Here is a 21956-nt window from a genome sequence, read left to right on the forward strand (position 1 = left end):
GCGCTCCGTGTGCCACGCATTCATAGTACGTGCCGGTGGCCCGGTGGCTCGGTAGCTCGGTAGCTCGGCAGCTCAGAGATCGGCGAGCATCCGGCCCAGCGCAAGACGGTCGGGTTTGCCGGTGGAAAGCTGCGGGATCGACGCGACCCGCACGAGGCGCGCGGGCCTGGCCGCCTTGCCCAGATTGGATGCCACGGCTTCCCCGATTCTCTCGAGGGAGTCCTCGGGGAGGCCGGCCGCACCGGGTTCCGCACCGGGTTCCGCCGGCACGACCAGCACCGGGACCTGGCCCCACGTGACGTCGGGCCGCCCCACCGCCACGGCCTCGCCGAAGCCCGGCAGCGACCGGACGACCCGCTCGACCGCGTCGAGCGACACCTTCTCGCCGCCGGAGATGATCACGTTGTCGGCTCGCCCGAGCACGCGTACGAGGCCCGTCGCGGCATCCACCTCGCCCAGGTCACCCGTGCGGTACCAGCGTCCCCCATGCACCTCGAGGAAGCGGTCGCTGGTGCGCACGGGGTCACCGAGGTACCCCTCGGCGAGCACGGAGCCCGCGATCTCCAGCTGCCCGTCGACCACGCGCACCTCGGAGTTGCCGATCGGGGTGCCGTTGTAGACACAACCGCCGGAAGTTTCCGACGAGCCATAGGTGGCGAACACGTGCAGGTCGAGGTCGACGGCCCGCTCGGCGAGCAGTGACGGCAGCGCCTGGCCGCCGACCAGGATGCCGTCGAAGCGGCGTAGCACGGCCAGCAGGTGAGGGTCGTCTGCGGCCGCGGCGACCAGCCGGGCCAGCTGCACCGGGACCAGGGCGGTGAACCGCAGCGGCTCGGTGAGGCGCCCGGCTGAGGCGGCGAACACGGCCGGGTCGAAGTGGCCGCTCGGCAGCACGACGGGGACGGTGTCGGCCACGATCGAGCGCACGAGCACCTGCACCCCGGCGATGTAGTGCACGGGCAGGGCCAGCAGCCACTGACCGGGGCCGCCGAGGCGCACGCTGGAGGCGGCGGCGCTGCTCAGCAGGGCGTCGGTGCTGAGCATCACGCCCTTGGGCACATCCGTCGATCCGGACGTCTCGATCACCACGGCCACCTGACGGGGCACGCGCACCAGGCTCGGCCGCCCGGCGGCCTCCTGCCGGCCGGGTACCGGCAGCACGGCGTCGCCGGTGTCGGCCAGCGCGAGGCGCAACGGGGTCATCAGGTCGAGCGGGTCACCGACCGGCACCACCTTCAGCCGCCGGGTCATGGTCGCCTAGAACTGCCAGTCGTAGGGACCCCAGTCGGGGTCGCGCTTCTCCAGGAACGCGTCACGCCCCTCGACCGCCTCGTCGGTGCCGTAGGCCAGGCGGGTGGCCTCCCCGGCGAACACCTGCTGGCCGACCAGGCCGTCGTCCACGGCGTTGAAAGCGAATTTCAGCATCCGGATGGCGGTGGGCGACTTGGTCAGGATCGTGCGGGCCCAATCCAGCGCCTCCACCTCGAGTTCGCCGTGCGGCACCACGGCGTTCACGGCCCCCATCTCGAAGGCGCGCTGCGCGGAGTACTCGCGGGCCAGGAAGAACACTTCCCTCGCGGTCTTCTGCCCCACCTGGCGGGCGAAGTAGGCGCTGCCGTAGCCGGCGTCGAAGGAGCCGACGTCGGCATCCGTCTGCTTGAACTTGCCGTGCTCGGCGCTGGCGATGCTGAGGTCGCAGACCACGTGCAGGGAGTGCCCGCCGCCGGCCGCCCAGCCGGGGATGACCGCGATGACAACCTTGGGCATGAACCGGATCAGCCGCTGCACCTCGAGGATGTGCAGCCGGCCGCCGCGCGCCGTGTCGATCCCGGACGCGGTCTCTCCCTCGGCGTACTTGTAGCCATCCCGGCCTCGGATGCGTTGGTCCCCGCCCGAGCAGAACGCCCAACCGCCGTCCTTCGGGCTGGGTCCGTTGCCGGTCAGGAGCACCACCCCGATGCGCGAGTTGACGCGCGCGTCCTCGAGGGCGGCGTGCAGTTCGTCGACGGTGTGCGGGCGGAACGCGTTCCGCACCTCGGGCCGGTTGAACGCCACCCGGGCGATCCTCCCAGTCACGTCGTGGTGGTACGTGACGTCGGTGAGGCGGTCGAAGCCCGCGACTTCCTGCCACTGGGTCGGGTCGAAGATTTCGGAAACCTGTTCGATCATGCACCCAGCCTACGCGGGCCTGCGGCGCCGCAATGCGGCAGGCCATGGGCCTCTCGGCAGCTGGTTGGCACCCCCGTTTGAGCGGCAAAGTCAAGCCCCTTGAGGCCGTCGTTTCCACCCCGTGTACTGAGCTATCGAGAAATACTCGGAGGCAGTGATGGCCGACAATGACAAACAAAAAACGATCCCCACCCCACCCGCGAGAAATATCGGGATCAACGAACTCTCCCCCACGGAATGGCGCATCAGCGATCGGATGATCGCGGACGGCGATCCGGCCGCCTTGGTCGGCTTCATCCAGCGCGTGGACGACGCCTTCGAAGTGACGGACTTCGGCCGCCCCGGGGGCGAGCGTACTTCTCATCCTTTGACCGCGCCACGGCCAGTCTCGCCCTCCGTCCGGCACCCAGCGGAACGGCGCTGCGATGAGCACGGCCATGCAAGAGACCCAGCCCCCGGAGCACTCAAGCTCCCGACCGACACCGGCCGCGAATCAGCCCCCGACCTCGGCGTCAGCGTCAGCGTGAGCGAATTTCACCTCCGCTCCGTCGACCGCTCCCGCCCGCTACAGCACATCGACGGATGCCTTCGGCGACTACCTGCGCCGCATCGGCAGGGGGCCCTGCTCACCGCCGTCGACGAGGTGACCCTCGCGCAGCGCATCGAGGTCGGGCTGTTCGCCGGCGAAGAATTGTCCCACGGAGTCGACGACCCGTCCCTGGCCCGCGAGTTGGCCTGGCTTGCCCATGACGGCCGCCGTGCGAAGAACCACTTCATCGAAGCGAATCTGCGCCTGGTGGTCAGCATCGCCAAGCACTACTCCGGACGCGGAATGCCCATCATGGACCTCGTGCAGGACGGCAACATCGGCCTTGTCCGCGCCGTCGAAAAATACGACTTCATGACCGGCTACAAATTCTCCACCTACGCCACCTGGTGGATCCGCCAAGCCATCCACCGCGGCATGGCCCAGCCCGAGGTGCACGCCGTGCTCACCATGCGGGCTTCGGACATCGTTTTCTCCATGAGTGCCCTGCCGCCGCGGGAGCGGTCGATCCTGATGTCCCGGTTCGGTCTCGACGGGGGCGCGCCCCAAACGCTGGACCAGATCGCCGTCGTTCAGGGCGTGACCCGGGAACGGGTGCGCCAGATCGAGAAGCGCGCACTGGCCCTGCTGAAGGTCCCCCGACTCGAGCGGTACCCGCGGGACTGAACCTCGGCCGTGCCCCCTGAACGGAGCGTAGCGGTGCTGGCGACTTCACGCTATTCTCGGCTCAAACTTTGTTATCGGGGGATATATGGGCAAGCTCACGTACAACTCGTCTCTGACAGCAGATTTCGACGACCGGGTCCTCGCCCATATCCAGGTCGTCATCGGGGCGAAGTTGCGACGCGGCGAGTGTTTCTATTTCACGTGGCGAGACGACCCCCAGGGCGGCGACGGCCGCAGCACGATCTGGCTGCATCCCGCGATACCCCTGGCCTACAAGTATTTCGGCGGGCGCTCCCCCAGCCTCAACCGCGAATGGATCGAAGCCCTCATGCTTTCGGCCAATTCCTCCGGCGGCCTCCAGCTCGTGCCGGAACCACATTGACCCGCGACAGTACTGGTGAAGGACGAATCGTGATCCGAGTCGATATTGTCTACGGCGGCGCGGAGTACTCGTTAGGCGGCCGGTCATTGGAGTCCATCCAGACCGAGGTTGAGACCGCGTTCCTGGCCGGGAAGCCCTACTGGCTGCGGGTGAACAGTGGCGGCGGGCGCTTCGAAGACGCCTACCTGCTGATCGCGCCGGGCATCCCCTTCGCAATTCTCAACGTCAAGCCGCACACCGGCCCGGACATTGATCTCGAGGTGGACGGGGCGTTCAACCAGGACGTGCTCTGACCTGACTGGCGTTCCCCGCCTGACCGGCGTTCCCCGGGAGAGCCCCCGGCTGGCACACTGGGAACATGCTGCCACCACTTGCTGAGTTGCTCAGAACTGCCCGCGTCGTCGCCCTGCCCCTGGCGACGCGGTTTCGCGGACTCGACACCCGCGAGGCCCTGCTCGTGGAGGGACCGGAAGGCTGGGCGGAGTTCTCCCCGTTCGCCGAATACGACGACGCGGAGGCTGCCACCTGGCTGCGGGCCGCCCTCGATTTCGGTTGGCAGGCCACGCCGCCCACGCTTCGGGAGCGCATCCCCGTGAACGCGACGGTGCCGGCGGTCACCGCCGACGAGGTCGCCGGCGTGCTCGCCCGGTTCCCCGGCTGCCGCACCGCCAAGGTGAAGGTCGCCGACCCCGGTCAGACCCTCGCCGACGACGTGGCACGCGTGCGCATGGTTCGCCGTGTGCTCGGGCCGGAGGGGCGCATCCGTGTCGACGCGAACGGCCTGTGGAACGTCGATGAGGCGGAGCACGCCATCCACGCCCTCAACGAGTTCGACCTCGAATACGTGGAGCAGCCCTGCGCCACCATCAAGGAACTCGCCGAGATCCGCCGCCGCACCGGCTACCTCGACGTCGGCGTCGCCGCCGACGAAAGCGTACGCCGCGCGAAGGACCCGCTGCTGGTGGCCCGCACGGGCTCGGCCGACATCCTCGTGATCAAGGCCGCGCCGCTCGGCGGAATCCGCGCCGCCCTGGCGCTGATCAACCAGACCGGGCTGCCCGCCGTGGTCTCAAGCGCCCTCGACACCTCGGTCGGCATCTCGATGGGCGCCCACCTGGCCGCCGCGATTCCGGAACTCAACTTCGACTGCGGACTCGGCACGGCCTCGCTCCTTGCCGCCGATGTCACCACCGACCCGCTGCTGCCGGTCGACGGCGGCATCCCGGTACGTCGGGTGACCCCCGACCCGCAGCTGCTGGAGCGTTACGCGGCCGCGGACGACCGGCGTGACTGGTGGCTGGCCCGCCTGACCCGCTGCTACGCGCTACTCACCGACTGAACCAATTCGACGGAGATTCTGCGCAAAAAGAGGGTTTTCGGCCTGTTTGGCGGCGATCCGGCCGAAATCTCCGTCGAATTCGTTAGGGGCGAGGACCCATGGTCTAGAGGCCGGAGTAGGAGTGCAGGCCCTTGAAGAAGACGTTGACGATGCCGAAGTTGAATATGACGGCGGCGAAACCGATGATCGACAGCCAGGCGGACCGTGATCCGCGCCAGCCACGGGTCGCGCGGGCGTGGATGTAGCCCGCGTAGAGGGTCCAGATGATGAACGTCCAGACCTCCTTGGTATCCCAGCCCCAGTAGCGACCCCAGGCCTGTTCGGCCCAGATCGAGCCGGCCATGAGGGTGAAGGTCCACAGGATGAAGCCGATGATGGTGACCCGATAGGCCAGGTTCTCCAGCGTGGCCGCCGACGGCAGGGTGGCCAGGAACCGCAGCCGACCGCTCTTCGCGGACGCGAGGAGCGACTCACGCCGGAACTGGAGGATTTGCACGGTCGAGAGGGCGAACCCGAGTGCGAAGAAGCCCGTGCCCAGCGAGGCGACGAAGACATGAATGACCAACCAAGCCGACTGCAGGGCCGGCGGCAGGGGCGCGACCTCTACGTAGAAGCGCAGCGCCGCGATGCCGAGAAGCACCAGCACCATGCCGGTGACGAAGGTGCCGAGGAAGCGCAGGTCGGCGCGGGTCAGCACGATCAGGAACACCGAGACGATCAGCAGGGTGCCCGTCATCGCGAACTCGTACATGTTCGCCCACGGGACGCGCTCGGCGGCCACGCCGCGGAGCACCGCCGACACCAGGTGGATCAGCCACGCCAGCACGGTGAGCGAGACGCCCACCCGCAGGCTGGCCGAGCGGCCGTAGGGGGTGACCGCGTCGTTCGCGATGCGAGCGCTGATGCGGGTGAGGGTGGTGGTTCCGCCCGCCGCGCCGGCCGCTTCCGCGCGCGCAGCTTCGGCCCGGCGCACCTGTGCGTCTGCCGCCGTGGCGGAGGTGACCGCCGCGGAGCGCTTGGCCAGGTCGAAGGAAAAGGCGATGAACGCGAGAGCGTAGACCGCCATGGCCGAGTAGAGGCTCAGAATGGAGAGCTCGTTGAGATTCACGATGACAGCCTATTTCTGTTCGGATGCCGGGGTGGCCGATTGGGAGGATAACAGCAGGTCCGTGTGCCGATCGGCGAGGTCGCTGACGGCGGATTCCAGGGTCGGGTCCTCGCCCCGGGCTAGACCCGCGTATTCGAGGCGCAGCGAGCCGTCCTGCTCCGGCACGGCCTTCACCCAGACCCGCCGACGTGGCACGAACAGTGACGTCAGCAGGCCGAGCAGGGCCAGAACGGCGAAGGACAGCACCCAGAGCTGGGTGGGGTCGTGGTGGATGTCGAACGAGGCAAACCGCAGCACAGAACCAGAGAAGTCCCCGTTCTGCGCCCCCGGGTTGGCGTCGTCGAAGGTGACGGACCCGAGGCCGTTCGGCAGTTCCCGGGTTTCCCCCGGCTTCAACTCGATCGACTCCACGCCGGTCTTGCCCCCGGTGAGCTGGGTCATCTTGTCGATGTCGAGCGAGTAGACCGACGTCGGCACGCCCGCGTCGAGCCCCAGGTCTCCCGAGTAGACGTTGAGGGTCAGCAGCGGGTATTCGAGGTCAGGGAAGGAGGAGAAGAAGGCCCCCGAATCCGCGGTGGCCTGGGTCGGGTAGAAGAAGCCGATCATGCCGAGTTGCTCGGCGAGCCCGTCGGGAACCTTGATCACGCCGAGGGAGGTGAGGTTGGCATCCTGCGGCAGGAACGGCACAGAGTCGGTGAAGACGACCACCCCGTTCGGGTCCTTTACGGTGAGGGTAGGGGCGTAGCCGTTGCCGAGCAGGTAGACGTCGGTGCCGCCGGTGCGGGCCGGCCCGTTCACCTTCACCTGGCTGGCCTCTGCGGCCTCGCCCCGCGGGGTGATGGTGACCTCTGCTGTGAAGTCGATCGGCTGGCCGTAGGCCTTGAGGTTCTCCTCCTCGTAGGTGACGTCGAAGTTGTCGAGGGTGAGTTTGTAGGGCGTGAGGCTGGTGTCGTTGAAGAACCGGCCGGGGTTGAACGAGTCGTAGGCCAGCAGGGTATTCACGAAGGTCTGCCCTTCGACCAGCACACGTTGGCCGCTGAACCCAAAGCCGCCACCGAAACCGACGGTGATCAGGATGCCGACCAGGGCGAAGTGGAAGACCAGATTGCCGGTTTCACGCAGGTAGCCGCGTTCGGCCGAGACCGAGGTCTCCCCGCGATTCTCAAAGACGGCCGCCCGGTAGCCGCTGGACTTCAGAAGCCTGCGGGCGGACTCGACGGCGGCCTGGGCATCCGTGCCGGCCGGAGCGATGCGCGCCGTGAAGCCGGCCAGCCGGGACAGGCGGGCGGGGGTGCGCGGCGGCTTGGCCCGCAGCGCGAGGTAGTGGTGCTTGGTGCGCGGGATGACGCACCCGATCAGCGAGATGAACAGCAGCAGGTAGATGGCCGAGAACCACGCCGACGAGTAGACGTCGAACGCCTGAACCGTGTCGAGCAGCGGTGCGAGGTCGGGGTTGTCGGCGAAGTACTGGGTAACCCCGTTCGGGTCGGAGCTGCGCTGGGGTACCAGGGATCCCGGCACGGCGGCGATCGCGAGAAGCAGCAGAAGGAACAGCGCGGTGCGCATGTTCGTCAGCTGGCGCCAGAACCAGCGCAGCCAGCCTGCGAAGCCGAGGTGCGGTTGCACGATTCCCGCGGAGGCCGGGGCGTCGTAATGGTCAGATGGCCGGGACATAACTTCCGATCGTTCCTTGCAGGTCGAGGAGCCAGGCGTTCCACACACCACTGACCATGAGCACGCCGATGAGAACGAGGAGGAGACCGCCAAACAGGTTGATAGCCCTGACGTGCCGTTTCAGGAAGGAAACGGCTCCGGTCGCCCAGCTGAGGCCGAGCGCGATGAGAAGGAACGGGATGCCCAGCCCGAGCGCGTAGAACAGGGCCAGCAGGCCCCCCTGCCAGGGAGAGCCCGTGGTCAGGCTGAGAGAGTTGATCGCGGTGAGCGTGGGGCCGGTGCAGGGGGTCCAGCCCACGGCGAAGACCGCGCCGAGCAGAGGGGCGCCGGCCAGGCCCATCCCCGGTTTCCAGGTTGCCTTCACGCTGCGCTGCGCGAAACCGAACTGGCCGACGAACACCAGGCCGAGCAGGATTATCACGACGCCGGCGATGCGGGTGATCGCATCGCGATACTGGTTCAGCCAGAATCCGGCAACCCCGAAAATGACACCGGTGAGCACGAAGACGAGGGTGAAGCCGAGGATGAACAACAGGACCCCGAGCAGCAGACGGTTGCGGCCCCGGCGGTCGCCGCGCGCGGCGGTCGAGCTGCCGTCGGTGAAGCCGCCGATGTAGGCCAGGTAGCCGGGCACGAGCGGGAGGATGCAGGGAGAGGCGAACGAGACGAGCCCGGCCAGCACGGCGATGGGAATGGCCAGGTAGAGCTGGCCGCTGAAGACGATCTCGCCGAAGGGGTTGTCCACGCCTACGAATCCTCGGCGATCGCGTCGCGCACGAGAGTCTCGAGGATGGAGGGCTCCGAGATCGCACCGAGGATGCGGGCCGCGACCCGGCCTGACCGGTCGAGCACCAGCGTGGTGGGAACGGCGTTGGGCGGGATGCTGCCGCTGAACGCGAGCTGCATGCTCCCGTTGTCGACGTCCATCACCGACGGGTAGGTGATGCCGAAGCTCTCGTTGAACGCGGTCGCGTTCGCGGCCTGGTCCCGCACGTTGACGCCGACCCAGTGGGCGTCCGTGCCGGCGAATTCCTCGTTGAGTTTTTGCAGGGCCGGGGCTTCCGCCCGGCAGGGCGCGCAGCTGGCGTACCAGAAGTTGACCACGACGACCTTGCCGGCGTAGTCCTCGCTGGAGAGCGGGTCGCCGTTTTCGTCGGCGCCGCTCCAGGAGATGGGATCGCCGCGCTCGGCGGCCGGGATCTCGGTCCAGCTGCCGTCACCGGCGATGAAGCCCTTACTGCTGCCCTCGCGGTACTGTTCGGCGAGCGGGTCGGCGGAGCAGCCGGTCAGCAGTAGCGCCACGGCAACCAGGGCGGTGACGGCGGCGCGGGGACGGAGGTTCATACGGCTCCTACGTCCGAGGCGCCGACCTGCAGCGACAGGGCAGGGTTGGAGTAGCCGGTCTCGTCGGGGAAGCCGCCGGGCCAGGACAGGGTTGTGATGCTCGACAGGTCGCAGCGGCGTTTGCGCGGGTCGTGCGGCAAACGCTGCCGGGCCAGGGCGCGGTGCACCATCCAGATCGGAAGCTGGTGGCTGACGAGCACGACGTCGCCCTCGTCGACCGAGTTGCGGGCATCCTCGATCGCGGCGAGCATGCGCTTCGCGATCGAGTCGAACGGTTCGCCCCAGCTGGGACGCAGCGGGTTGATCAGCGGGTGCCAGCTGCGGGGATCGCGCAAGGCCCCGCCCGTGCCCCGCATCCGTTTGCCCTCGAAGAAATTGGTCGGCTCGATGATGCGCGGGTCGATGTCGACCGGAAGGGTGAAGGCAGCCGCGATCGGAGCGGCCGACTCCTGCGCACGCTGCAGCGGTGAGGAGATGATGCGGGCGACGGGGCGCCCGCGCTCCACCAGATCGGCGGCGGCCGCCTCGGCCATCTGAGCCCCCAGATCGGAGAGGCGGAATCCGGGCAGGCGTCCGTACAGAACGCGCTCGGGATTGAAAACCTCACCGTGCCGCACGAGATGTACCTGTCTGGCTACCACTCTCCCAGTCTACGGAGGGGGCACCCGCGAATACGCCGAGAGCCGTACGGCTAAACTTGACCGGTGACTGAGCGCATAGTGATCAAGAACCTGGACGCCCTCGACAACGGACCCGTGACGGTGTCCGGGTGGGTCGACACCGTCCGAGACCAGAAGAAGGTGCAGTTCGTCGTGCTGCGCGACGAATCCGGCGCGGTGCAGCTCGTGAACCCGCGCACCACGGATGCCGACGGCATTGTCGTCGCCGACGAACCGGCCACCACCATCTCCACCCTGTCGCAGGGCAGCTTCGTCACCGTCACCGGTGAGCTCAAGCACGACGAGCGCGTCAAGCTCGGCGGCATCGAAATCAAGCTCGCGACCCTCGAGGTCGTCACGGTCGCCATCCCCGAGACCCCGATCGCGGCCGACTCCAATCTGGACAAGCGCCTCGACTGGCGCTTCCTCGATCTGCGCCAGCCCAAGCAGAACCTGATCTTCCGCCTCCAGACCACGTTCGAGCACGCACTGCGCACGTACTGGATCGACAATGACTTCATTGAGCTGCACACCCCGAAGCTGATGGCCAGCGCGAGCGAGTCCCGCGCCGAGCTGTTCGAGGTGGAGTACTTCGACACCAAGGCCTACCTCGCGCAGAGCCCGCAGTTCTTCAAGCAGATGGCCCAGGCCGCCGGCTTCGGCAAAATCTTCGAGGTCGGACCGGCGTTCCGCGCCGACCCGTCGTTCACCAGCCGTCACTCCACCGAGTTCACCAGCGTCGACTCCGAGATCAGCTGGATCGACAGCCACGAAGACGTCATGCAGCTGCACGAAGAGCTGCTTGTCGCCGGATTCACGGCCGTCAAGGAGAAGCACGGCGACGAGGTCCTGGCCCTCTTCGGGGTCGAGGTCACCGTGCCCAGTACACCGTTCCCGCGCATCCCGCTGGCCGAGGCCAAGGAGATCGTCAAGACCCGCGGCTACGAGGTCCCGCGCGATGACGACGACATGGACCCCGAAGGCGAACGCCGGATCGCCGCCTACGTGCTCGAGACCTTCGGCCACGAGTTCGTCTTCCTCACCGACTACGCCTCAAGCATCCGGCCGTTCTACCACATGCGCCACGAGGGCGACGCGAGCATCACCAAGAGCTATGACCTGATCTTCAACGGCACCGAGATCTCCACTGGAGCGCAGCGCGAGCACCGCATCGACATTTTGGTCGAGCAGGCCAAGGAGAAGGGCGTCGACCTCGAGGAGATCGAGGGCTACCTCGACTTCTTCCGCTACGGCGTTCCGTCGCACGGCGGGTTCGGCATGGGCCTCGCCCGGGTGCTCATGCTGATGCTGCACCAGGCCAGCATCCGCGAGGTCACCTACCTGTTCCGCGGCCCGACGCGCCTCGAGCCGTAGCCGAACGGGCCGTAGCCGAACGGTCAGACGACGACATCGACGGCCATCCTCGACGATACGACGGAACGGATGAAGGTTCCCGCCGCCTGGTGGGCGGGGTGCACCTGGTAGCGGTTGACGGCGTCCAGGTCGTCAAAGTCGGCGATCAGCACGACGTCCCAGTTGGAGCCGCCGGCGACGTCGAAACCCACCTGCAGTGAGCGGATCTCGTCGACGACGCCCACGAGCCCTTCCAGGCGGACCGCGATCCCGGCCGCGGCGGCGGCCTTCTGGACCGGGTCGGCCGGGGCTAGTTGCCAGGAGACGATGTGCCGGATCATCGCACGGCCAGAAGCGCCGTGCGCAGCCGCAGTGGATCGATGCGCCAGTAGTTGTGCACCTTGCCGTTGAGCAGGAGCACCGGGATGTCCTCGACGTACAGGGCGTGCAGCTCGGCGTCGTCGAGAATCGAGCGCTCTTCGAGCACGATGTCGGGGGCGGACGGGTCGTCGGCGAGTTTGGTCACGACGCTGCCGACCAGATCCCGGGCGTCATCGCAGAGGTGACAGCCGGGCTTGCCGATCAGGGTGAGGAGTGCAGTAGCCATTGCTCCAGCCTATGCTGGCTCGCCGACGCAACACGCAACTAGACTTGACCGCACACATGTCCGAAGACACCATCGCCCCCGCAATCGCGTTCTTCGACGTGGACAACACCCTCCTGCGCGGCGCCAGCCTGTACCACCTCGGTGTGGGTGCCTGGCGGCGACGACTGGTCACCGGCCGGGACCTGCTCTCCTTCGCCTGGAAGCAGGCCCGATTCCTCTACGTCGGCGAAAACAGGATGCACCTCGCGAGCATCCGGGAGCGCGCGCTGGAAGTGGTCGTGGGCTACAGCCGGGACGAACTCGTCGCGCTCAGCACGGAGATCTTCGACGCCCGCCTCTTGCAGCGGCTCTGGCCGGAAACGGTCGCCGTCGCCCGTGCGCACCTCAAGGCCGGGCGCGAGGTCTGGCTCGTCTCCGCGACCGCCCAGGAGGTGGCCGACGTCATCGCCGAACGGCTGGGCCTCACGGGCGCGCTCGGTACCCGGCTCGAGGCCGTCGACGGAATTTTCACCGGCCGCCTCACCGAGGGTGTCTGCCACGGTGTCAGCAAGGCCGTCGCCGCCAACGCCCAGGCAGAGCGCAGCGGCGTCGACCTGGCCGTCTGCTGGGCCTACTCCGACTCCCACAACGACATTCCGTTGCTGGACTTGGTCGGCAATCCGGTGGTCGTGAATCCGGATGCCACGCTCCGCCGCTATGCCGCGGCCCGCCACTGGCCGGTGATGATCCTCAAACGCGGCAGCATCAGGGCCGCCACCCGGACAAGCAAAAAGCGCTAGACCCCAGGGGCCTAGCGCTTACGCCGGTAGCTATTACAAACGGTTCAGAACCGTCTACTTCTTATTGCGACGCTGGTGGCGAGTCTTACGAAGCAGCTTGCGGTGCTTCTTCTTCGCCATACGCTTGCGTCGCTTCTTGATTACAGAACCCACACGGACCTCACAAAAGAATTGGTTTCGCCGCGGGATTCGCGACAGACACGGTAGATATCAGTCTACCGGAAAAACAACACTCTCCTACGCGGTGTGCGCATTCGGGCGTTCAAGCGCCGCCGACTAGTCGATTCTCCGCCATTTTCGGGGCTTCGCATCTTTGACCGCATGCGCCATTTGGTATGATGTTTCCGCAAAGGCCTTTCCGATGGCCGCGGCGAATGCCCGCTGTTCCACCTTCAAGCCCTCGGTCTCCTCGGTCAGCTCCTCGACGGTGGCGTCGAAGTCGACAGTGAGGAAGGGGATCAGCCAGTCTTCGATTTCCTCCAGCGGCGCGTAGTCAAGATGGTAATACCGGTGCTGACCGGCTTCTCTCACGCCCACCAAGCCCGCTTCGCGCAGCACCTTCAGGTGCTTCGAGATGGTTGGCTGGCTCAGGCCGAGCTTGTCGACAATGTCAGACACGCTCAGCTCTCCGCCGGCCGTGTTCGATTGGTTGTATCGCTCGAGGAGAATGCGTAGAATTTCGCGTCGGGTCGAATCCGCCACCACGCCAAAGATGTCTGCCATGCCTCAAGGCTACTCATTCCCGGTGGGGGATACCATGGCGACAGCCGTTCGTCGCGGGCAAGTCGGAGGTTTCAGTGCAGACTCGGATAGCGGAGTCCGCCTTCGCACCGCGTCCCACCAGTTGGTACGCCTGGTTGCGAGACTCAGTGGACGGTCTGGTCCGCAGCTCGCCGTCCCGATTCGCCATCCTCGTTTACACCGCACTGGTCCTAGTGTTCACCCTCCTGTTCTCCCTGCTCATCGCCACGGCAGACCGCATCGTCACCCCGCTGCACGACGCCCTCTTCACCGCGGTGTCGGTGATCTGCGTGACCGGCCTCGCGACGGTGGACATGGCCACGCACTGGTCGGCCTTCGGCAATGTCCTGGTGGTGGTCGGCGTCAATATCGGCGGGGTCGGCGTGCTGACCCTCGCCTCTCTGATGGGAATGGTCATTTCCCGGCGCCTGGGCCTGCGCGCCCGGCTGATGGCCGCCAGTGACACGAACCCGTCCCGCATCCATGCCGGACCGGTCAATGAAAGACAGGCCGTTCGCCTGGGCGAGGTCGGCAACCTGCTCGTGACGGTCGCGATCAGCGCCTTCGTAATCGAGCTGGTCGTGGTTATTCTGCTCTTTCCGCGTATCCTCGCGGTCGGGACACCTGTCGGCGAGGCGCTCTGGCAGAGCGTGTACTACGCGGCCATGGCGTTCACCAACAGCGGCTTCTCCCCCAACGTCGGAGGTTTGGCCCCGTTCGCCAGCGACTACTGGTTCCTCAGCGCCTTGATGGTGGGCGCCTTCCTCGGCAGCCTGGGTTTCCCGGTGATCTACGCCCTCGTCCGGGGCTGGCATAGCCCCAGACGCTGGTCGCTGCACGTGAAACTGACCCTCTTCACGACCGTGGTGCTGCTCGTGGCCGGCGTCGCCGTGTACATCGCGCTCGAGTTCGACAACCCGAAGACGTTCGGGTCGCTGAACGTGGGCGACACGATCTTCCAGTCGCTCTTCCTGTCGATGATGACCCGGTCCGGCGGCTTCTCGACCATCGACATCAGCGACCTGCAGGGGGCGAGCCTGCTCGCCACGGACATGCTGATGTTCATCGGCGGCGGCTCCGCGTCGACCGCCGGCGGCATCAAGGTGACGACCCTGGCCATCCTCTTCCTCGCCGCCTTCGCCGAGGCCAGCGGACGAAGCCAGATGGAAGCGTTCGGCCGCCGGATCCCCAGCGACATCCTGAGGCTCGCGGTCAGCGTGTTGCTGTGGGGCGCCACGACGGTGGCCGTGTCCAGCATCCTGATCCTGCAGATCTCCAAGGCGCCGTTCGACCAGGTGCTCTTCGATGTGATCTCCGCGTTCGCCACCTGCGGCCTGTCGACGGGCCTGACCGGCGAACTGCCTCCGGCCGGAGTGTATGTGCTGGCGGCAACCATGTTCATGGGCAGGATTGGTACAGTGACTCTCGCCGCTGCCCTCGCCGCGAGCCAGAGCAGGCAGCTGTTCTCCCGTCCGGAAGAGAGACCCGTCGTTGGCTGACCGCTTCAAACACGACGCACCGGTGCTCGTGATCGGCCTCGGCCGGTTCGGCGCGGCCACCGCGGGGCAACTCGACCGGCTCGGACGGGATGTGCTCGCCGTCGACGACAGCGCGGTCCTCGTGCAGAAGTGGTCCGAACGCGTCACGCACGCGGTGCAGGCCGACGCCACCTCCATGGAAGCGCTCCGCCAGATCGGCGCGCAGAAATTCTCGATCGCCGTCTGCGCCGTCGGCTCGTCCGTCGAGGCCAGTGTGCTGATCGCGGCGAATCTGGTCGACCTCGGAATCCCGCAGATCTGGGCGAAAGCGATCTCCAAGTCGCACGGCACGATCCTCGAGCGCATCGGGGTGAACCACGTCGTCTTCCCGGAGGCACAGGCTGGCGAACGCCTGGCGCACCTCGTCTCCGGACGCCTGCTCGACTTCATCGAATTCGACGACGACTTCGCCCTGGTCAAGATGATCCCGCCCAAGCCGATCCGGGGCCTGAACCTGACCGAATCCGGGCTGCGCCGCAAGTACAACGTCACCGTGGTCGGTGTGAAGAGCCCCGACCGCCCCTTCACCTACGCCACCGAGAAGACGGTCATCACCGACCAGGACCTGATCATCGTCTCCGGCACCGAGTCCGACATCGAGCGGTTCGCGTCGCTGGAGTTCTAGGGGCCTGGAGTTCTCGTGGCCTGGAGTTCTAGTGGCCGGCGAGTTCGCGGGCCCGGGCGAGTGCGGCATCCGTCGCCCGGTCGAACAGGTCCTTGATCCCGCCCTTTTCCAGCTCCCACACGGCACGCTCGGTGGTGCCGCTCGGGCTTGTGACCTGGCGGCGCAGTTCCGTCGGGGACAGGTCGGATGCCACCAGCAGGCTCGTCGCACCGAGGAAGGTGCCGTTCACCATGACCGCGGCCTCCTCCGGGGTGAAACCCTTGGCGATCGCCGTGGCGGTGAGCTGCTCGATCAGGTAGAAAACGTAGGCCGGGCCTGACCCGGAGATGGTGCTGAGGGCATCGAGCTTCTCCTCCGGCACGACCAGGACGTCGCCGACGGTGCCGAAGAGGGACCTCGCGAGCTCGAGATCGGTGTCGCTGGACCGCGTGCCGGCGCTCAGCCCGGTGACGGCCTTGCCGACAAGGGCCGGCGTGTTCGGCATCGAGCGGATGACCGACACGGATTCGGGCAGCGACGCCTCGAACGTGGCAATGGTGACGCCGGCGGCGACGCTGATGACGAGCGTGCCCGGTTCGAGACTGTCGGCAATCTCGGCCAGCAGGTCGAGGACCATGACGGGCTTCACGGCGACGATCACGATGCGCGCGCCGGCGACGGCCTTGCGGTTGGCCGTGGGCTCGTCGGCGGTGGCCCAGGCGGTGACGCCGGGGATTCCTGCGAGTTCGTCGGCCTTCGCCGTGGAGCGGTTGGTTGCCCGGATGCCGCCCAGAACGGTCACATTCGGGTTCAGCAGCCCGGTCAGAACGGCCCTCGCCATCGATCCGGCGCCGAGGAACGCGATGGCGGGCAGTGTGGTGGTTGCAGTCGAAGTCATCCAACGAGTCTACTTTCGCCCCCTGTGCCGGGTCCGTCTGGTGTGCATTCTAGGATTGCCCCATGAGCACTTCGGGCGGGAACAAAGCAATCGTGGCGGCACTCCTCGCCAATCTGGGGATCGCGATCACGAAATTCGTGGCCTGGGCATTCTCCGGTTCCTCCTCGATGCTCGCCGAGGGCGTGCACTCCCTGGCCGACTCCGGAAATCAGGTGCTTCTGCTCGTCGGCGGTCGCAAGGCCAAGCAGGAAGCCGACAAGGAGCATCCGTTCGGCTACGGCCGGGAACGCTACGTCTACGCGTTCGTGGTGTCGATCATCCTGTTCTCCGTCGGCGGCGTCTTCTCCCTTTACGAGGGTGTGCGGAAGCTGCAGGACCCGCACCCGCTCGACGTGCCGTGGCTGCCCATCGTGGTGCTGCTGGTCGCCATGGGCCTCAAGTCCTTCTCACTTCGCACCGCCATTCAGGAATTGAACCTCGTGCGCGGCAACCAAAGCTGGGTGCAGTTCGTGCGGCACGCGAAGGCGCCCGAGTTGCCCGTCGTGCTGATCGAAGACATCGCCGCTCTCGCCGGCCTGGTCTTCGCCTTCCTCGCCGTCGGCCTCACCATCATCACCGGCGAGCCCGTCTGGGATGCCATCGGCACCCTGTTCATCGGCGTACTGCTCGTCCTGGTCGCCATGGTCCTCGGCGTAGAGACCAAGAGCCTCCTCGTCGGCGAAGGCGCCGGTAAGACGGATGCCGCGGCCATCGAGCGTGCCATCCTGGCCGGCCCGGAGACGCGCAAGATCATCCACCTCAAGACCCTTTACCTCGGCCCGGACGAACTGCTCGTCGCCGCCAAGATCGCCTTCGAGGCCGACAGCCAGTTCTCCGATGTGGCGGCGGGCATCAACACCGTCGAAACCCGCATCCGCGAGGCCGTGCCGGCGGCCCGCGTCATCTACCTCGAGCCGGACCTGTTCTTCGACCCCAACCGCCGCACGCCGCCCACCGACACCATCGTCATCAAAGGCAGCGAGTGACCCCCACCGCGGTCGTCCTGCGCCACGATGACACGATCCACCTCGGCAACCTCGAACCGGTGCTGCGGGAGCACGGTTACTCCATTCGCTACGTCGACACGCTCAAGGAGGACGTGCGCGCCCTCGACCCGCGGGAAGCCGACCTGCTGGTCGTTCTCGGCGGCGAGATGGGGGTCTACGAGGCCGACGAGTTCCCCGCGCTGCACGCCGAGATCGACCTGCTCACGCAGCGGCTCGGCGCCTCTCTGCCCGTCTTCGGCGTGTGCCTGGGTGCGCAGCTGATGGCGAACGCCCTGGGCTCCCGCGTCTACCGCGGGCCGACGAACGAGATCGGCTACCGCTCCGTGGAGCCCACGAAGGCCGGGGCGACATCCCCGCTGCGGCACGTCAGCGGCGTCCCCGTCTTCCAGTGGCACAGCGACACGTTCGACCTGCCCGACGGGGTGACACGGCTCGCCGGGTCCCCCCAGTACGGCAATGAGGCCTTCGGGATCGGAGACTGGGCGCTGGCCGTGCAGTTCCACCCGGAGGTCACCGAGGAGATGCACGAGGTGTGGCTGGCGGCCTCGGAGGCGGAGGTGGCCGCCGAGGGCTTCGACGTGGGCGACCTGCGCCGCGAACGCGAACGTTACTCCAGCGGTATGCAGAACGCTTCCCGGTCCATGTTCAGCGAATGGCTCGACGGGTTGGGTCCGCGAAGAACGCCCTGAGCAGCTCCCCGCATTCGTCAGCGTCGACCTCGGCGTAGACCTCAGCGCGGTGATTGAGCCGGCGGTCACGCAGCACGTCGTAGACCGATCCGGAGGCGCCGGCCTTCTCGTCCCACGCGCCGAAAACCACGACCGGCACCCGCGCGGCCAGGATCGCGCCCGCGCACATCACGCAGGGCTCCAACGTCACCACCAGGGTACAGCCGGTCAGGTGCCAGTCCCCCAGGGACGCGGCAGCGTGACGGATGGCGACGATCTCGGCGTGGCCGGTGGGATCCTGCAGCGCTTCGCGCTCGTTGCGTCCGCGGCCGATCACACGGCCGGACGGGTCCAGCACCACCGCACCGACGGGCACATCCCCCGTTTCGAGGGCAGCGCGGGCCTCGCAGAGCGCGAGCCGCATCCATTCGCTGTGCCGGCGATCGACCTCGCCCATCTACGTTCCCTTCCCCGACTAGTAGATTGAGCCTATGCGAGTCCACGTAGCCGACCACCCCCTGATCACCCACAAACTCACGGTACTCCGAGACAAGAACACGCCGTCGCCGATCTTCCGGTCACTTGTCGAAGAGCTGATGACCCTCCTCGCCTATGAGGGGACCCGCGGCGTGCGAGTCGAGGACGTGACCGTGCAGACCCCGGTCTCCGAGGCCCGCGGCGTGCAGATCAGCGACCCCAAGCCGCTCGTCGTGCCGATCCTCCGCGCCGGCCTGGGCATGCTCGAGGGCATGGTCAAACTGCTACCGACGGCAGAGGTCGGCTTCCTCGGCATGGCCCGCAACGAGGAGACCCTTCAGCCCGCCACCTACGCGGAGCGCCTGCCCGACGACCTCTCCGACCGCCAGTGCTTCGTGCTCGACCCGATGCTGGCCACGGGCGGTTCGCTGATCGCAGCCATCCAGTTCCTCTTCGACCGCGGCGCCGTCGATGTCACGGCCATCTGCATCCTCGCCGCGCCTGAGGGGCTCGCCGCGGTCGAGAAGGCCCTCGAGGGCCGCGAAGTGACCATCGTTCTCGGTGCCGTCGACGACAAGCTTGACGAGCACGGATACATCGTTCCCGGCCTCGGTGACGCCGGCGACCGCCTCTACGGTTTGGTCTAGCCCTAGCGAGCACCAATTCCGTCGAGCGGCGGACACCGCAGGTCCTGCGACATGCCGGGCGTCGATACCCGGCATATTCAAGAATCTTTGATGAAATTGAATTTCATCATGGAAACTTTCATGCTTTCGCGATCCGCGATGGATTCTCCGATCCGCCGCGGAGCCACCGAACGTGATGCGTGTCACACGGCGTCATCCTTGGTTTCAGAATTGACACACGCCGTAACAGTGGGCTTTACTCGCAACTATGACAACGAGCGCACGCCCCCAGACCTCCTTCGAGGCCCCCGGGACTGCCGGCATGATGATGCCCGGCAGCTGCTGCGCGTGTTGCCGAATGTCCCGCTAAGCAGCGAACACCTCGCCGAGTTCCCGCCCCGCTGACTTCACGCGGCCGGTTGGTTGAACTCCGGAGCCCCTCTCGCTCCCTCCAGGCCTCTCACCGGCCGCACTTTTTCGAACCTGGAACAGCTCCTCAGCGTCGGGTTCACCTGCAGTACCCCAGCCAAGGATTACTCTCATGTCGCTTGCCCACATTGACACCGCCCGCTCGGCCCAGGCCGCACGCCTCGAACGCCAGACCGCTCCGACGCCCGCCGCACCCCGCATCCGCGCCGTGCCCGAAGGCACGCAGGCCCGTGGCTTCGTTTTCTACGTCGGCATCGACGAGGCCACGGCCGCCGCGGCCGGGACCAGCCTCAGCCGCATCGTCGAGGCGCTCAAAGCCCTCACCGGAACCATCGCGCCGACGGCGGAGACTCATGCCGCCGTCGCACTGGCGCCCGCCGGAGCCGGTGGACGCGACGTCGACGTCGTGCGCCTCGCCCTGCAGGACCCGACTGCGCTGGCTCGGCACCGCACTGTGACGGACGACCCCGACCGCGCACTCGGCGGCGTCGTGGTGGACATCTCCCGCAAGCGGGTCATCCTCGACGGCGAGACCGCGGCGCTCACCTACAAGGAATTCGAGCTGCTGCAGTACCTGGTGCTCCGCGAAGGCCGCACCATCGAGCGTGCCGAACTGATCGCCAAGCTGTGGAACGCCTCCGACGAGGAAGACGCGCCGAATGAGCGCACCATCGACGTGCACGTGCGTCGCCTGCGCGCCAAGCTCGGTCGCTACGAAGACATCGTGCGCACCGTGCGCGGGGTCGGCTACCGCTTCGACCGGCACGCCGACGTGTCGATCCGCCAATCGAGCACGCCGAGCCCGGACGTCTTCTAGCTTCCAGCTTCCCGCTGTGTGAGTCCCGCCGCCGTGGGCGATGAGGGTTCGCCGATTGGGGTTTCCGGGGCCTTGCAGCGCCTCTCCTCGAACGAATTCGACGGAGATTCTGCCCAAATCGTCCCCGCAATACTCCGAAAAGCAGTTTCAGACCAGAATCTCCGTCGAATTGGTCCAACACCGGGCACGGCGCTCCGCCTGAGATGAACAGCATCCACAAATTGCGGTCGGTTCTGGCCTTCCGGGAGCGACGCTGCAAAACAATTCGACGGCGATGGCGTGACAGAGGGCCGGTCGTAGTAGCTACGACCGACCCTCTTCCCTTGCACCAAGAGTGTCCTGCAATCACATTTCGCGTCTTCCGCCACAGCAAACGGTTGACGCACTTCGAATATATAACGAACGCATAACGAAGCGCCACTTGTTTGTCATTCTTTTTTTTTGTTCAGATCCCCACGAGTGGGGGAGGCGGCCCGATGCCGAGTCCCTATTCTTGGAGATCAAGGATGTGGGGAGGCAGCGTGACCGATCGAGCCGTGGCCGTGGCCGCCTGGGAATCACTGTTTCGTGCCCAGGTTGCCATTATGCGCAGCCTGGCCGCCGATTTTCCGGCTCATGACATCTCGTTCAACGAGTACGACGTGATGTTCAACCTGTCCCGGGCCGCCGGCCGGCGCCTGCGGCTCCGCGATTTGAATCGGCAGGTGCTGCTGACCCAGCCGAGCGTGAGCCGTCTGGTCGACCGGCTGGCCGCGCGGGGCTATGTGCGGAAGCACACCGACCCTACTGACGGCCGCGGCGCCCTGATCGAACTGACGGATGCCGGCTTCGACCTGTTCCGCCGGGTCGCTGTCCAGCACATGGGCACCATCACCGACCGCATCGGCGACACGCTCGGCACCGACGAGCTCCTGCAACTCACCGCCCTCTGCGATCGCCTGCATGGCGCGGACTGACCTGCGCCGCCCCGGTTGCGCCGCCTTGACGGAACCCGGCGCGCCGCCTCTCCCTGCCCTGTGCAGGGCGCGCGAGCGAGCGTACGGTGATCCGCGAGGAGGTGATTCCCATGCATGCAGCGCAGGGAGACCGGGTCGTCATCCGAGGAAAGACGGTGGAAGCACCGGACCGGCACGGTGAGATCGTGGAGGTTCGCGGGCCCGACGGCGAACCTCCCTACCTCGTGCGGTTCAGCGAAGGGCATGAGAGCATCCTGTTCCCCGGCACGGACTTCATGATCGAGCACATCGAACCTCGCTAGCACAGGATGCCGGAGGGTGCGGCACACGCATCCGGCCAGGTCAAGGGGGTACTGCGCCGACATCACCTGAGTCAACTTCGAAACACGCGTTGCAGATCGTGGCGGGTACAAGATCAGGAGCTTCAGCCATGAGAATCACGTGTCCTTTTTGCCACTCGACAGCTCGCCTGACGCCGAACCCGGCGCACGCCGCGCACCGCGCCCTCCCCGTCTACGTGCTGACCTGC

At 66.9% G+C, this 21956-nt stretch carries 27 protein-coding genes; 14 read left to right on the forward strand and 13 right to left on the reverse strand.

The window, feature by feature from the left end:
• Window positions 1-72: 72 nt before the first annotated feature.
• Both CXY81_RS08600 and CXY81_RS08605 read right to left on the reverse strand, forming a co-directional pair.
• Entirely contained in the window at window positions 73-1251 is a 1179-nt protein-coding gene (locus CXY81_RS08600; protein WP_199183031.1) for an AMP-binding protein, read from the reverse strand.
• A 6-nt stretch (window positions 1252-1257) separates the two neighbouring features.
• Window positions 1258-2169 carry a 1,4-dihydroxy-2-naphthoyl-CoA synthase gene (locus CXY81_RS08605; RefSeq protein WP_104194600.1) on the reverse strand — a complete coding sequence of 304 codons (912 nt, stop codon included), beginning with the start codon at window positions 2167-2169 and terminating at the stop codon, window positions 1258-1260.
• A 157-nt stretch (window positions 2170-2326) separates the two neighbouring features.
• On the opposite strand from CXY81_RS08605, the gene CXY81_RS17290 reads away from it, so the two are divergent.
• The 4 genes from CXY81_RS17290 (at window position 2327) to CXY81_RS08625 (ending at window position 5103) form a co-directional block, all read left to right on the forward strand.
• The gene (locus CXY81_RS17290; protein WP_104194601.1) at window positions 2327-3382 is read left to right on the forward strand and encodes a sigma-70 family RNA polymerase sigma factor; all 1056 of its coding nucleotides are present in this window, start codon (window positions 2327-2329) and stop codon (window positions 3380-3382) included.
• Window positions 3383-3467: 85 nt separating this feature from the next.
• The gene (locus CXY81_RS08615) at window positions 3468-3764 is read left to right on the forward strand and encodes an ATP-dependent DNA ligase (RefSeq protein ID WP_104100695.1); all 297 of its coding nucleotides are present in this window, start codon (window positions 3468-3470) and stop codon (window positions 3762-3764) included.
• Between the two features lie 29 nt (window positions 3765-3793).
• Window positions 3794-4057 carry a hypothetical protein gene (locus tag CXY81_RS08620; RefSeq protein ID WP_146067660.1) on the forward strand — a complete coding sequence of 88 codons (264 nt, stop codon included), beginning with the start codon at window positions 3794-3796 and terminating at the stop codon, window positions 4055-4057.
• Window positions 4058-4122: 65 nt separating this feature from the next.
• Window positions 4123-5103, forward strand: a complete 981-nt coding sequence (locus tag CXY81_RS08625; RefSeq protein WP_104194603.1) for an o-succinylbenzoate synthase — start codon at window positions 4123-4125, stop codon at window positions 5101-5103.
• 103 nt (window positions 5104-5206) lie between these two features.
• On the opposite strand, the gene ccsB is transcribed toward CXY81_RS08625, so the two are convergent.
• From ccsB to CXY81_RS08650, 5 genes are read right to left on the reverse strand one after another with little or no spacing between them, the layout of a single operon-like run.
• Complete coding sequence (ccsB, locus tag CXY81_RS08630; RefSeq protein ID WP_104194623.1) at window positions 5207-6169, reverse strand: c-type cytochrome biogenesis protein CcsB; 963 nt, start codon at window positions 6167-6169, stop codon at window positions 5207-5209.
• A 51-nt stretch (window positions 6170-6220) separates the two neighbouring features.
• Complete coding sequence (locus tag CXY81_RS08635; protein ID WP_104194604.1) at window positions 6221-7885, reverse strand: cytochrome c biogenesis protein ResB; 1665 nt, start codon at window positions 7883-7885, stop codon at window positions 6221-6223.
• Window positions 7869-8630 carry a cytochrome c biogenesis CcdA family protein gene (locus tag CXY81_RS08640; RefSeq protein ID WP_104194605.1) on the reverse strand — a complete coding sequence of 254 codons (762 nt, stop codon included), beginning with the start codon at window positions 8628-8630 and terminating at the stop codon, window positions 7869-7871. The genes CXY81_RS08635 and CXY81_RS08640 overlap by 17 nt, the downstream gene beginning before the upstream one ends.
• A gap of 2 nt (window positions 8631-8632) precedes the next feature.
• A complete protein-coding gene (locus CXY81_RS08645; RefSeq protein WP_104170476.1) occupies window positions 8633-9229 on the reverse strand; it encodes a TlpA disulfide reductase family protein in 597 nt (198 codons plus the stop codon).
• Window positions 9226-9870: a histidine phosphatase family protein gene (locus CXY81_RS08650; RefSeq protein ID WP_104194606.1), complete on the reverse strand. Its 645-nt coding sequence runs from the start codon at window positions 9868-9870 to the stop codon at window positions 9226-9228. Before CXY81_RS08650 ends, CXY81_RS08645 begins: the two co-directional genes overlap by 4 nt.
• A 78-nt stretch (window positions 9871-9948) precedes the next feature.
• On the opposite strand from CXY81_RS08650, the gene aspS reads away from it, so the two are divergent.
• The gene (aspS, locus tag CXY81_RS08655; protein WP_104194607.1) at window positions 9949-11262 is read left to right on the forward strand and encodes an aspartate--tRNA(Asn) ligase; all 1314 of its coding nucleotides are present in this window, start codon (window positions 9949-9951) and stop codon (window positions 11260-11262) included.
• 23 nt (window positions 11263-11285) lie between these two features.
• Here the strand turns inward: aspS and CXY81_RS08660 are convergent, their stop codons facing one another.
• Together CXY81_RS08660 and CXY81_RS08665 are read right to left on the reverse strand one after the other, a co-directional pair.
• Window positions 11286-11582, reverse strand: coding sequence for a Dabb family protein (locus tag CXY81_RS08660; protein ID WP_104170478.1), 297 nt, complete (start codon window positions 11580-11582; stop codon window positions 11286-11288).
• The gene (locus CXY81_RS08665) at window positions 11579-11848 is read right to left on the reverse strand and encodes a glutaredoxin family protein (RefSeq protein WP_104170479.1); all 270 of its coding nucleotides are present in this window, start codon (window positions 11846-11848) and stop codon (window positions 11579-11581) included. Before CXY81_RS08665 ends, CXY81_RS08660 begins: the two co-directional genes overlap by 4 nt.
• Before the next feature lie 56 nt (window positions 11849-11904).
• Here CXY81_RS08665 and CXY81_RS08670 point away from each other — a divergent pair, with 56 nt between their 5' ends.
• A complete protein-coding gene (locus CXY81_RS08670) occupies window positions 11905-12627 on the forward strand; it encodes an HAD family phosphatase (protein WP_104194608.1) in 723 nt (240 codons plus the stop codon).
• A 54-nt stretch (window positions 12628-12681) separates the two neighbouring features.
• On the opposite strand, the gene CXY81_RS08675 is transcribed toward CXY81_RS08670, so the two are convergent.
• Window positions 12682-12780, reverse strand: coding sequence for a 30S ribosomal protein bS22 (locus CXY81_RS08675; RefSeq protein ID WP_003792170.1), 99 nt, complete (start codon window positions 12778-12780; stop codon window positions 12682-12684).
• 123 nt (window positions 12781-12903) lie between these two features.
• Window positions 12904-13350, reverse strand: a complete 447-nt coding sequence (locus CXY81_RS08680) for a helix-turn-helix transcriptional regulator (RefSeq protein ID WP_104170481.1) — start codon at window positions 13348-13350, stop codon at window positions 12904-12906.
• 146 nt (window positions 13351-13496) lie between these two features.
• On the opposite strand from CXY81_RS08680, the gene CXY81_RS08685 reads away from it, so the two are divergent.
• Together CXY81_RS08685 and CXY81_RS08690 are read left to right on the forward strand one after the other, a co-directional pair.
• Window positions 13497-14867, forward strand: a complete 1371-nt coding sequence (locus tag CXY81_RS08685) for a TrkH family potassium uptake protein (RefSeq protein WP_233194073.1) — start codon at window positions 13497-13499, stop codon at window positions 14865-14867.
• The gene (locus CXY81_RS08690) at window positions 14860-15531 is read left to right on the forward strand and encodes a TrkA family potassium uptake protein (protein ID WP_104194609.1); all 672 of its coding nucleotides are present in this window, start codon (window positions 14860-14862) and stop codon (window positions 15529-15531) included. Before CXY81_RS08685 ends, CXY81_RS08690 begins: the two co-directional genes overlap by 8 nt.
• Window positions 15532-15559: 28 nt before the next feature.
• Here the strand turns inward: CXY81_RS08690 and proC are convergent, their stop codons facing one another.
• Window positions 15560-16408 (reverse strand): pyrroline-5-carboxylate reductase, encoded by an 849-nt coding sequence (gene proC / locus CXY81_RS08695; RefSeq protein WP_104100681.1) that lies wholly within the window; start codon window positions 16406-16408, stop codon window positions 15560-15562.
• 62 nt (window positions 16409-16470) lie between these two features.
• Between proC and CXY81_RS08700 the strand changes: the two genes are divergently transcribed.
• A complete protein-coding gene (locus CXY81_RS08700; protein ID WP_104194610.1) occupies window positions 16471-17433 on the forward strand; it encodes a cation diffusion facilitator family transporter in 963 nt (320 codons plus the stop codon).
• A complete protein-coding gene (locus tag CXY81_RS08705; protein WP_104194611.1) occupies window positions 17430-18143 on the forward strand; it encodes a glutamine amidotransferase in 714 nt (237 codons plus the stop codon). Before CXY81_RS08700 ends, CXY81_RS08705 begins: the two co-directional genes overlap by 4 nt.
• On the opposite strand, the gene tadA is transcribed toward CXY81_RS08705, so the two are convergent.
• On the reverse strand, window positions 18100-18579 hold the full coding sequence (gene tadA / locus CXY81_RS08710) for a tRNA adenosine(34) deaminase TadA (RefSeq protein WP_104170485.1): 480 nt from the start codon (window positions 18577-18579) through the stop codon (window positions 18100-18102). The two genes, CXY81_RS08705 and tadA, sit on opposite strands and share 44 nt — an antisense overlap.
• Window positions 18580-18613: 34 nt before the next feature.
• On the opposite strand from tadA, the gene upp reads away from it, so the two are divergent.
• The 4 genes from upp to CXY81_RS08730 all read left to right on the forward strand — a co-directional run bounded on the left by upp (window position 18614) and on the right by CXY81_RS08730 (window position 21729).
• The gene (upp, locus tag CXY81_RS08715; protein ID WP_104100677.1) at window positions 18614-19246 is read left to right on the forward strand and encodes a uracil phosphoribosyltransferase; all 633 of its coding nucleotides are present in this window, start codon (window positions 18614-18616) and stop codon (window positions 19244-19246) included.
• A 520-nt stretch (window positions 19247-19766) separates the two neighbouring features.
• Window positions 19767-20471: a winged helix-turn-helix domain-containing protein gene (locus CXY81_RS08720; RefSeq protein ID WP_104170486.1), complete on the forward strand. Its 705-nt coding sequence runs from the start codon at window positions 19767-19769 to the stop codon at window positions 20469-20471.
• A gap of 506 nt (window positions 20472-20977) precedes the next feature.
• On the forward strand, window positions 20978-21427 hold the full coding sequence (locus CXY81_RS08725; RefSeq protein ID WP_104170487.1) for a MarR family winged helix-turn-helix transcriptional regulator: 450 nt from the start codon (window positions 20978-20980) through the stop codon (window positions 21425-21427).
• Window positions 21428-21537: 110 nt separating this feature from the next.
• Window positions 21538-21729: a DUF1918 domain-containing protein gene (locus CXY81_RS08730; protein ID WP_104170504.1), complete on the forward strand. Its 192-nt coding sequence runs from the start codon at window positions 21538-21540 to the stop codon at window positions 21727-21729.
• Window positions 21730-21956 lie beyond the last annotated feature (227 nt).

The organism is Cryobacterium sp. M25 (assembly GCF_002929635.1).
GTDB lineage: Bacteria > Actinomycetota > Actinomycetes > Actinomycetales > Microbacteriaceae > Cryobacterium > Cryobacterium sandaracinum.

Coding starts and splice junctions, on each gene's coding strand:
- CXY81_RS08625 (WP_104194603.1), top strand. CDS start 4,123: ATGCTGCCACCACTTGCTGAGTTGCTCAGAACTGCCCGCGTCGTCGCC.
- ccsB (WP_104194623.1), bottom strand. CDS start 6,169: ATGGCGGTCTACGCTCTCGCGTTCATCGCCTTTTCCTTCGACCTGGCC.
- CXY81_RS08600 (WP_199183031.1), bottom strand. CDS start 1,251: ATGACCCGGCGGCTGAAGGTGGTGCCGGTCGGTGACCCGCTCGACCTG.
- CXY81_RS08680 (WP_104170481.1), bottom strand. CDS start 13,350: ATGGCAGACATCTTTGGCGTGGTGGCGGATTCGACCCGACGCGAAATT.
- CXY81_RS08605 (WP_104194600.1), bottom strand. CDS start 2,169: ATGATCGAACAGGTTTCCGAAATCTTCGACCCGACCCAGTGGCAGGAA.
- CXY81_RS08660 (WP_104170478.1), bottom strand. CDS start 11,582: ATGATCCGGCACATCGTCTCCTGGCAACTAGCCCCGGCCGACCCGGTC.
- CXY81_RS08725 (WP_104170487.1), top strand. CDS start 20,978: ATGTGGGGAGGCAGCGTGACCGATCGAGCCGTGGCCGTGGCCGCCTGG.
- CXY81_RS08635 (WP_104194604.1), bottom strand. CDS start 7,885: ATGTCCCGGCCATCTGACCATTACGACGCCCCGGCCTCCGCGGGAATC.
- CXY81_RS08645 (WP_104170476.1), bottom strand. CDS start 9,229: ATGAACCTCCGTCCCCGCGCCGCCGTCACCGCCCTGGTTGCCGTGGCG.
- CXY81_RS08720 (WP_104170486.1), top strand. CDS start 19,767: ATGTCGCTTGCCCACATTGACACCGCCCGCTCGGCCCAGGCCGCACGC.
- proC (WP_104100681.1), bottom strand. CDS start 16,408: ATGACTTCGACTGCAACCACCACACTGCCCGCCATCGCGTTCCTCGGC.
- CXY81_RS08615 (WP_104100695.1), top strand. CDS start 3,468: ATGGGCAAGCTCACGTACAACTCGTCTCTGACAGCAGATTTCGACGAC.
- CXY81_RS08730 (WP_104170504.1), top strand. CDS start 21,538: ATGCATGCAGCGCAGGGAGACCGGGTCGTCATCCGAGGAAAGACGGTG.
- CXY81_RS17290 (WP_104194601.1), top strand. CDS start 2,327: ATGGCCGACAATGACAAACAAAAAACGATCCCCACCCCACCCGCGAGA.
- CXY81_RS08670 (WP_104194608.1), top strand. CDS start 11,905: ATGTCCGAAGACACCATCGCCCCCGCAATCGCGTTCTTCGACGTGGAC.
- CXY81_RS08700 (WP_104194610.1), top strand. CDS start 16,471: ATGAGCACTTCGGGCGGGAACAAAGCAATCGTGGCGGCACTCCTCGCC.
- CXY81_RS08665 (WP_104170479.1), bottom strand. CDS start 11,848: ATGGCTACTGCACTCCTCACCCTGATCGGCAAGCCCGGCTGTCACCTC.
- upp (WP_104100677.1), top strand. CDS start 18,614: ATGCGAGTCCACGTAGCCGACCACCCCCTGATCACCCACAAACTCACG.
- tadA (WP_104170485.1), bottom strand. CDS start 18,579: ATGGGCGAGGTCGATCGCCGGCACAGCGAATGGATGCGGCTCGCGCTC.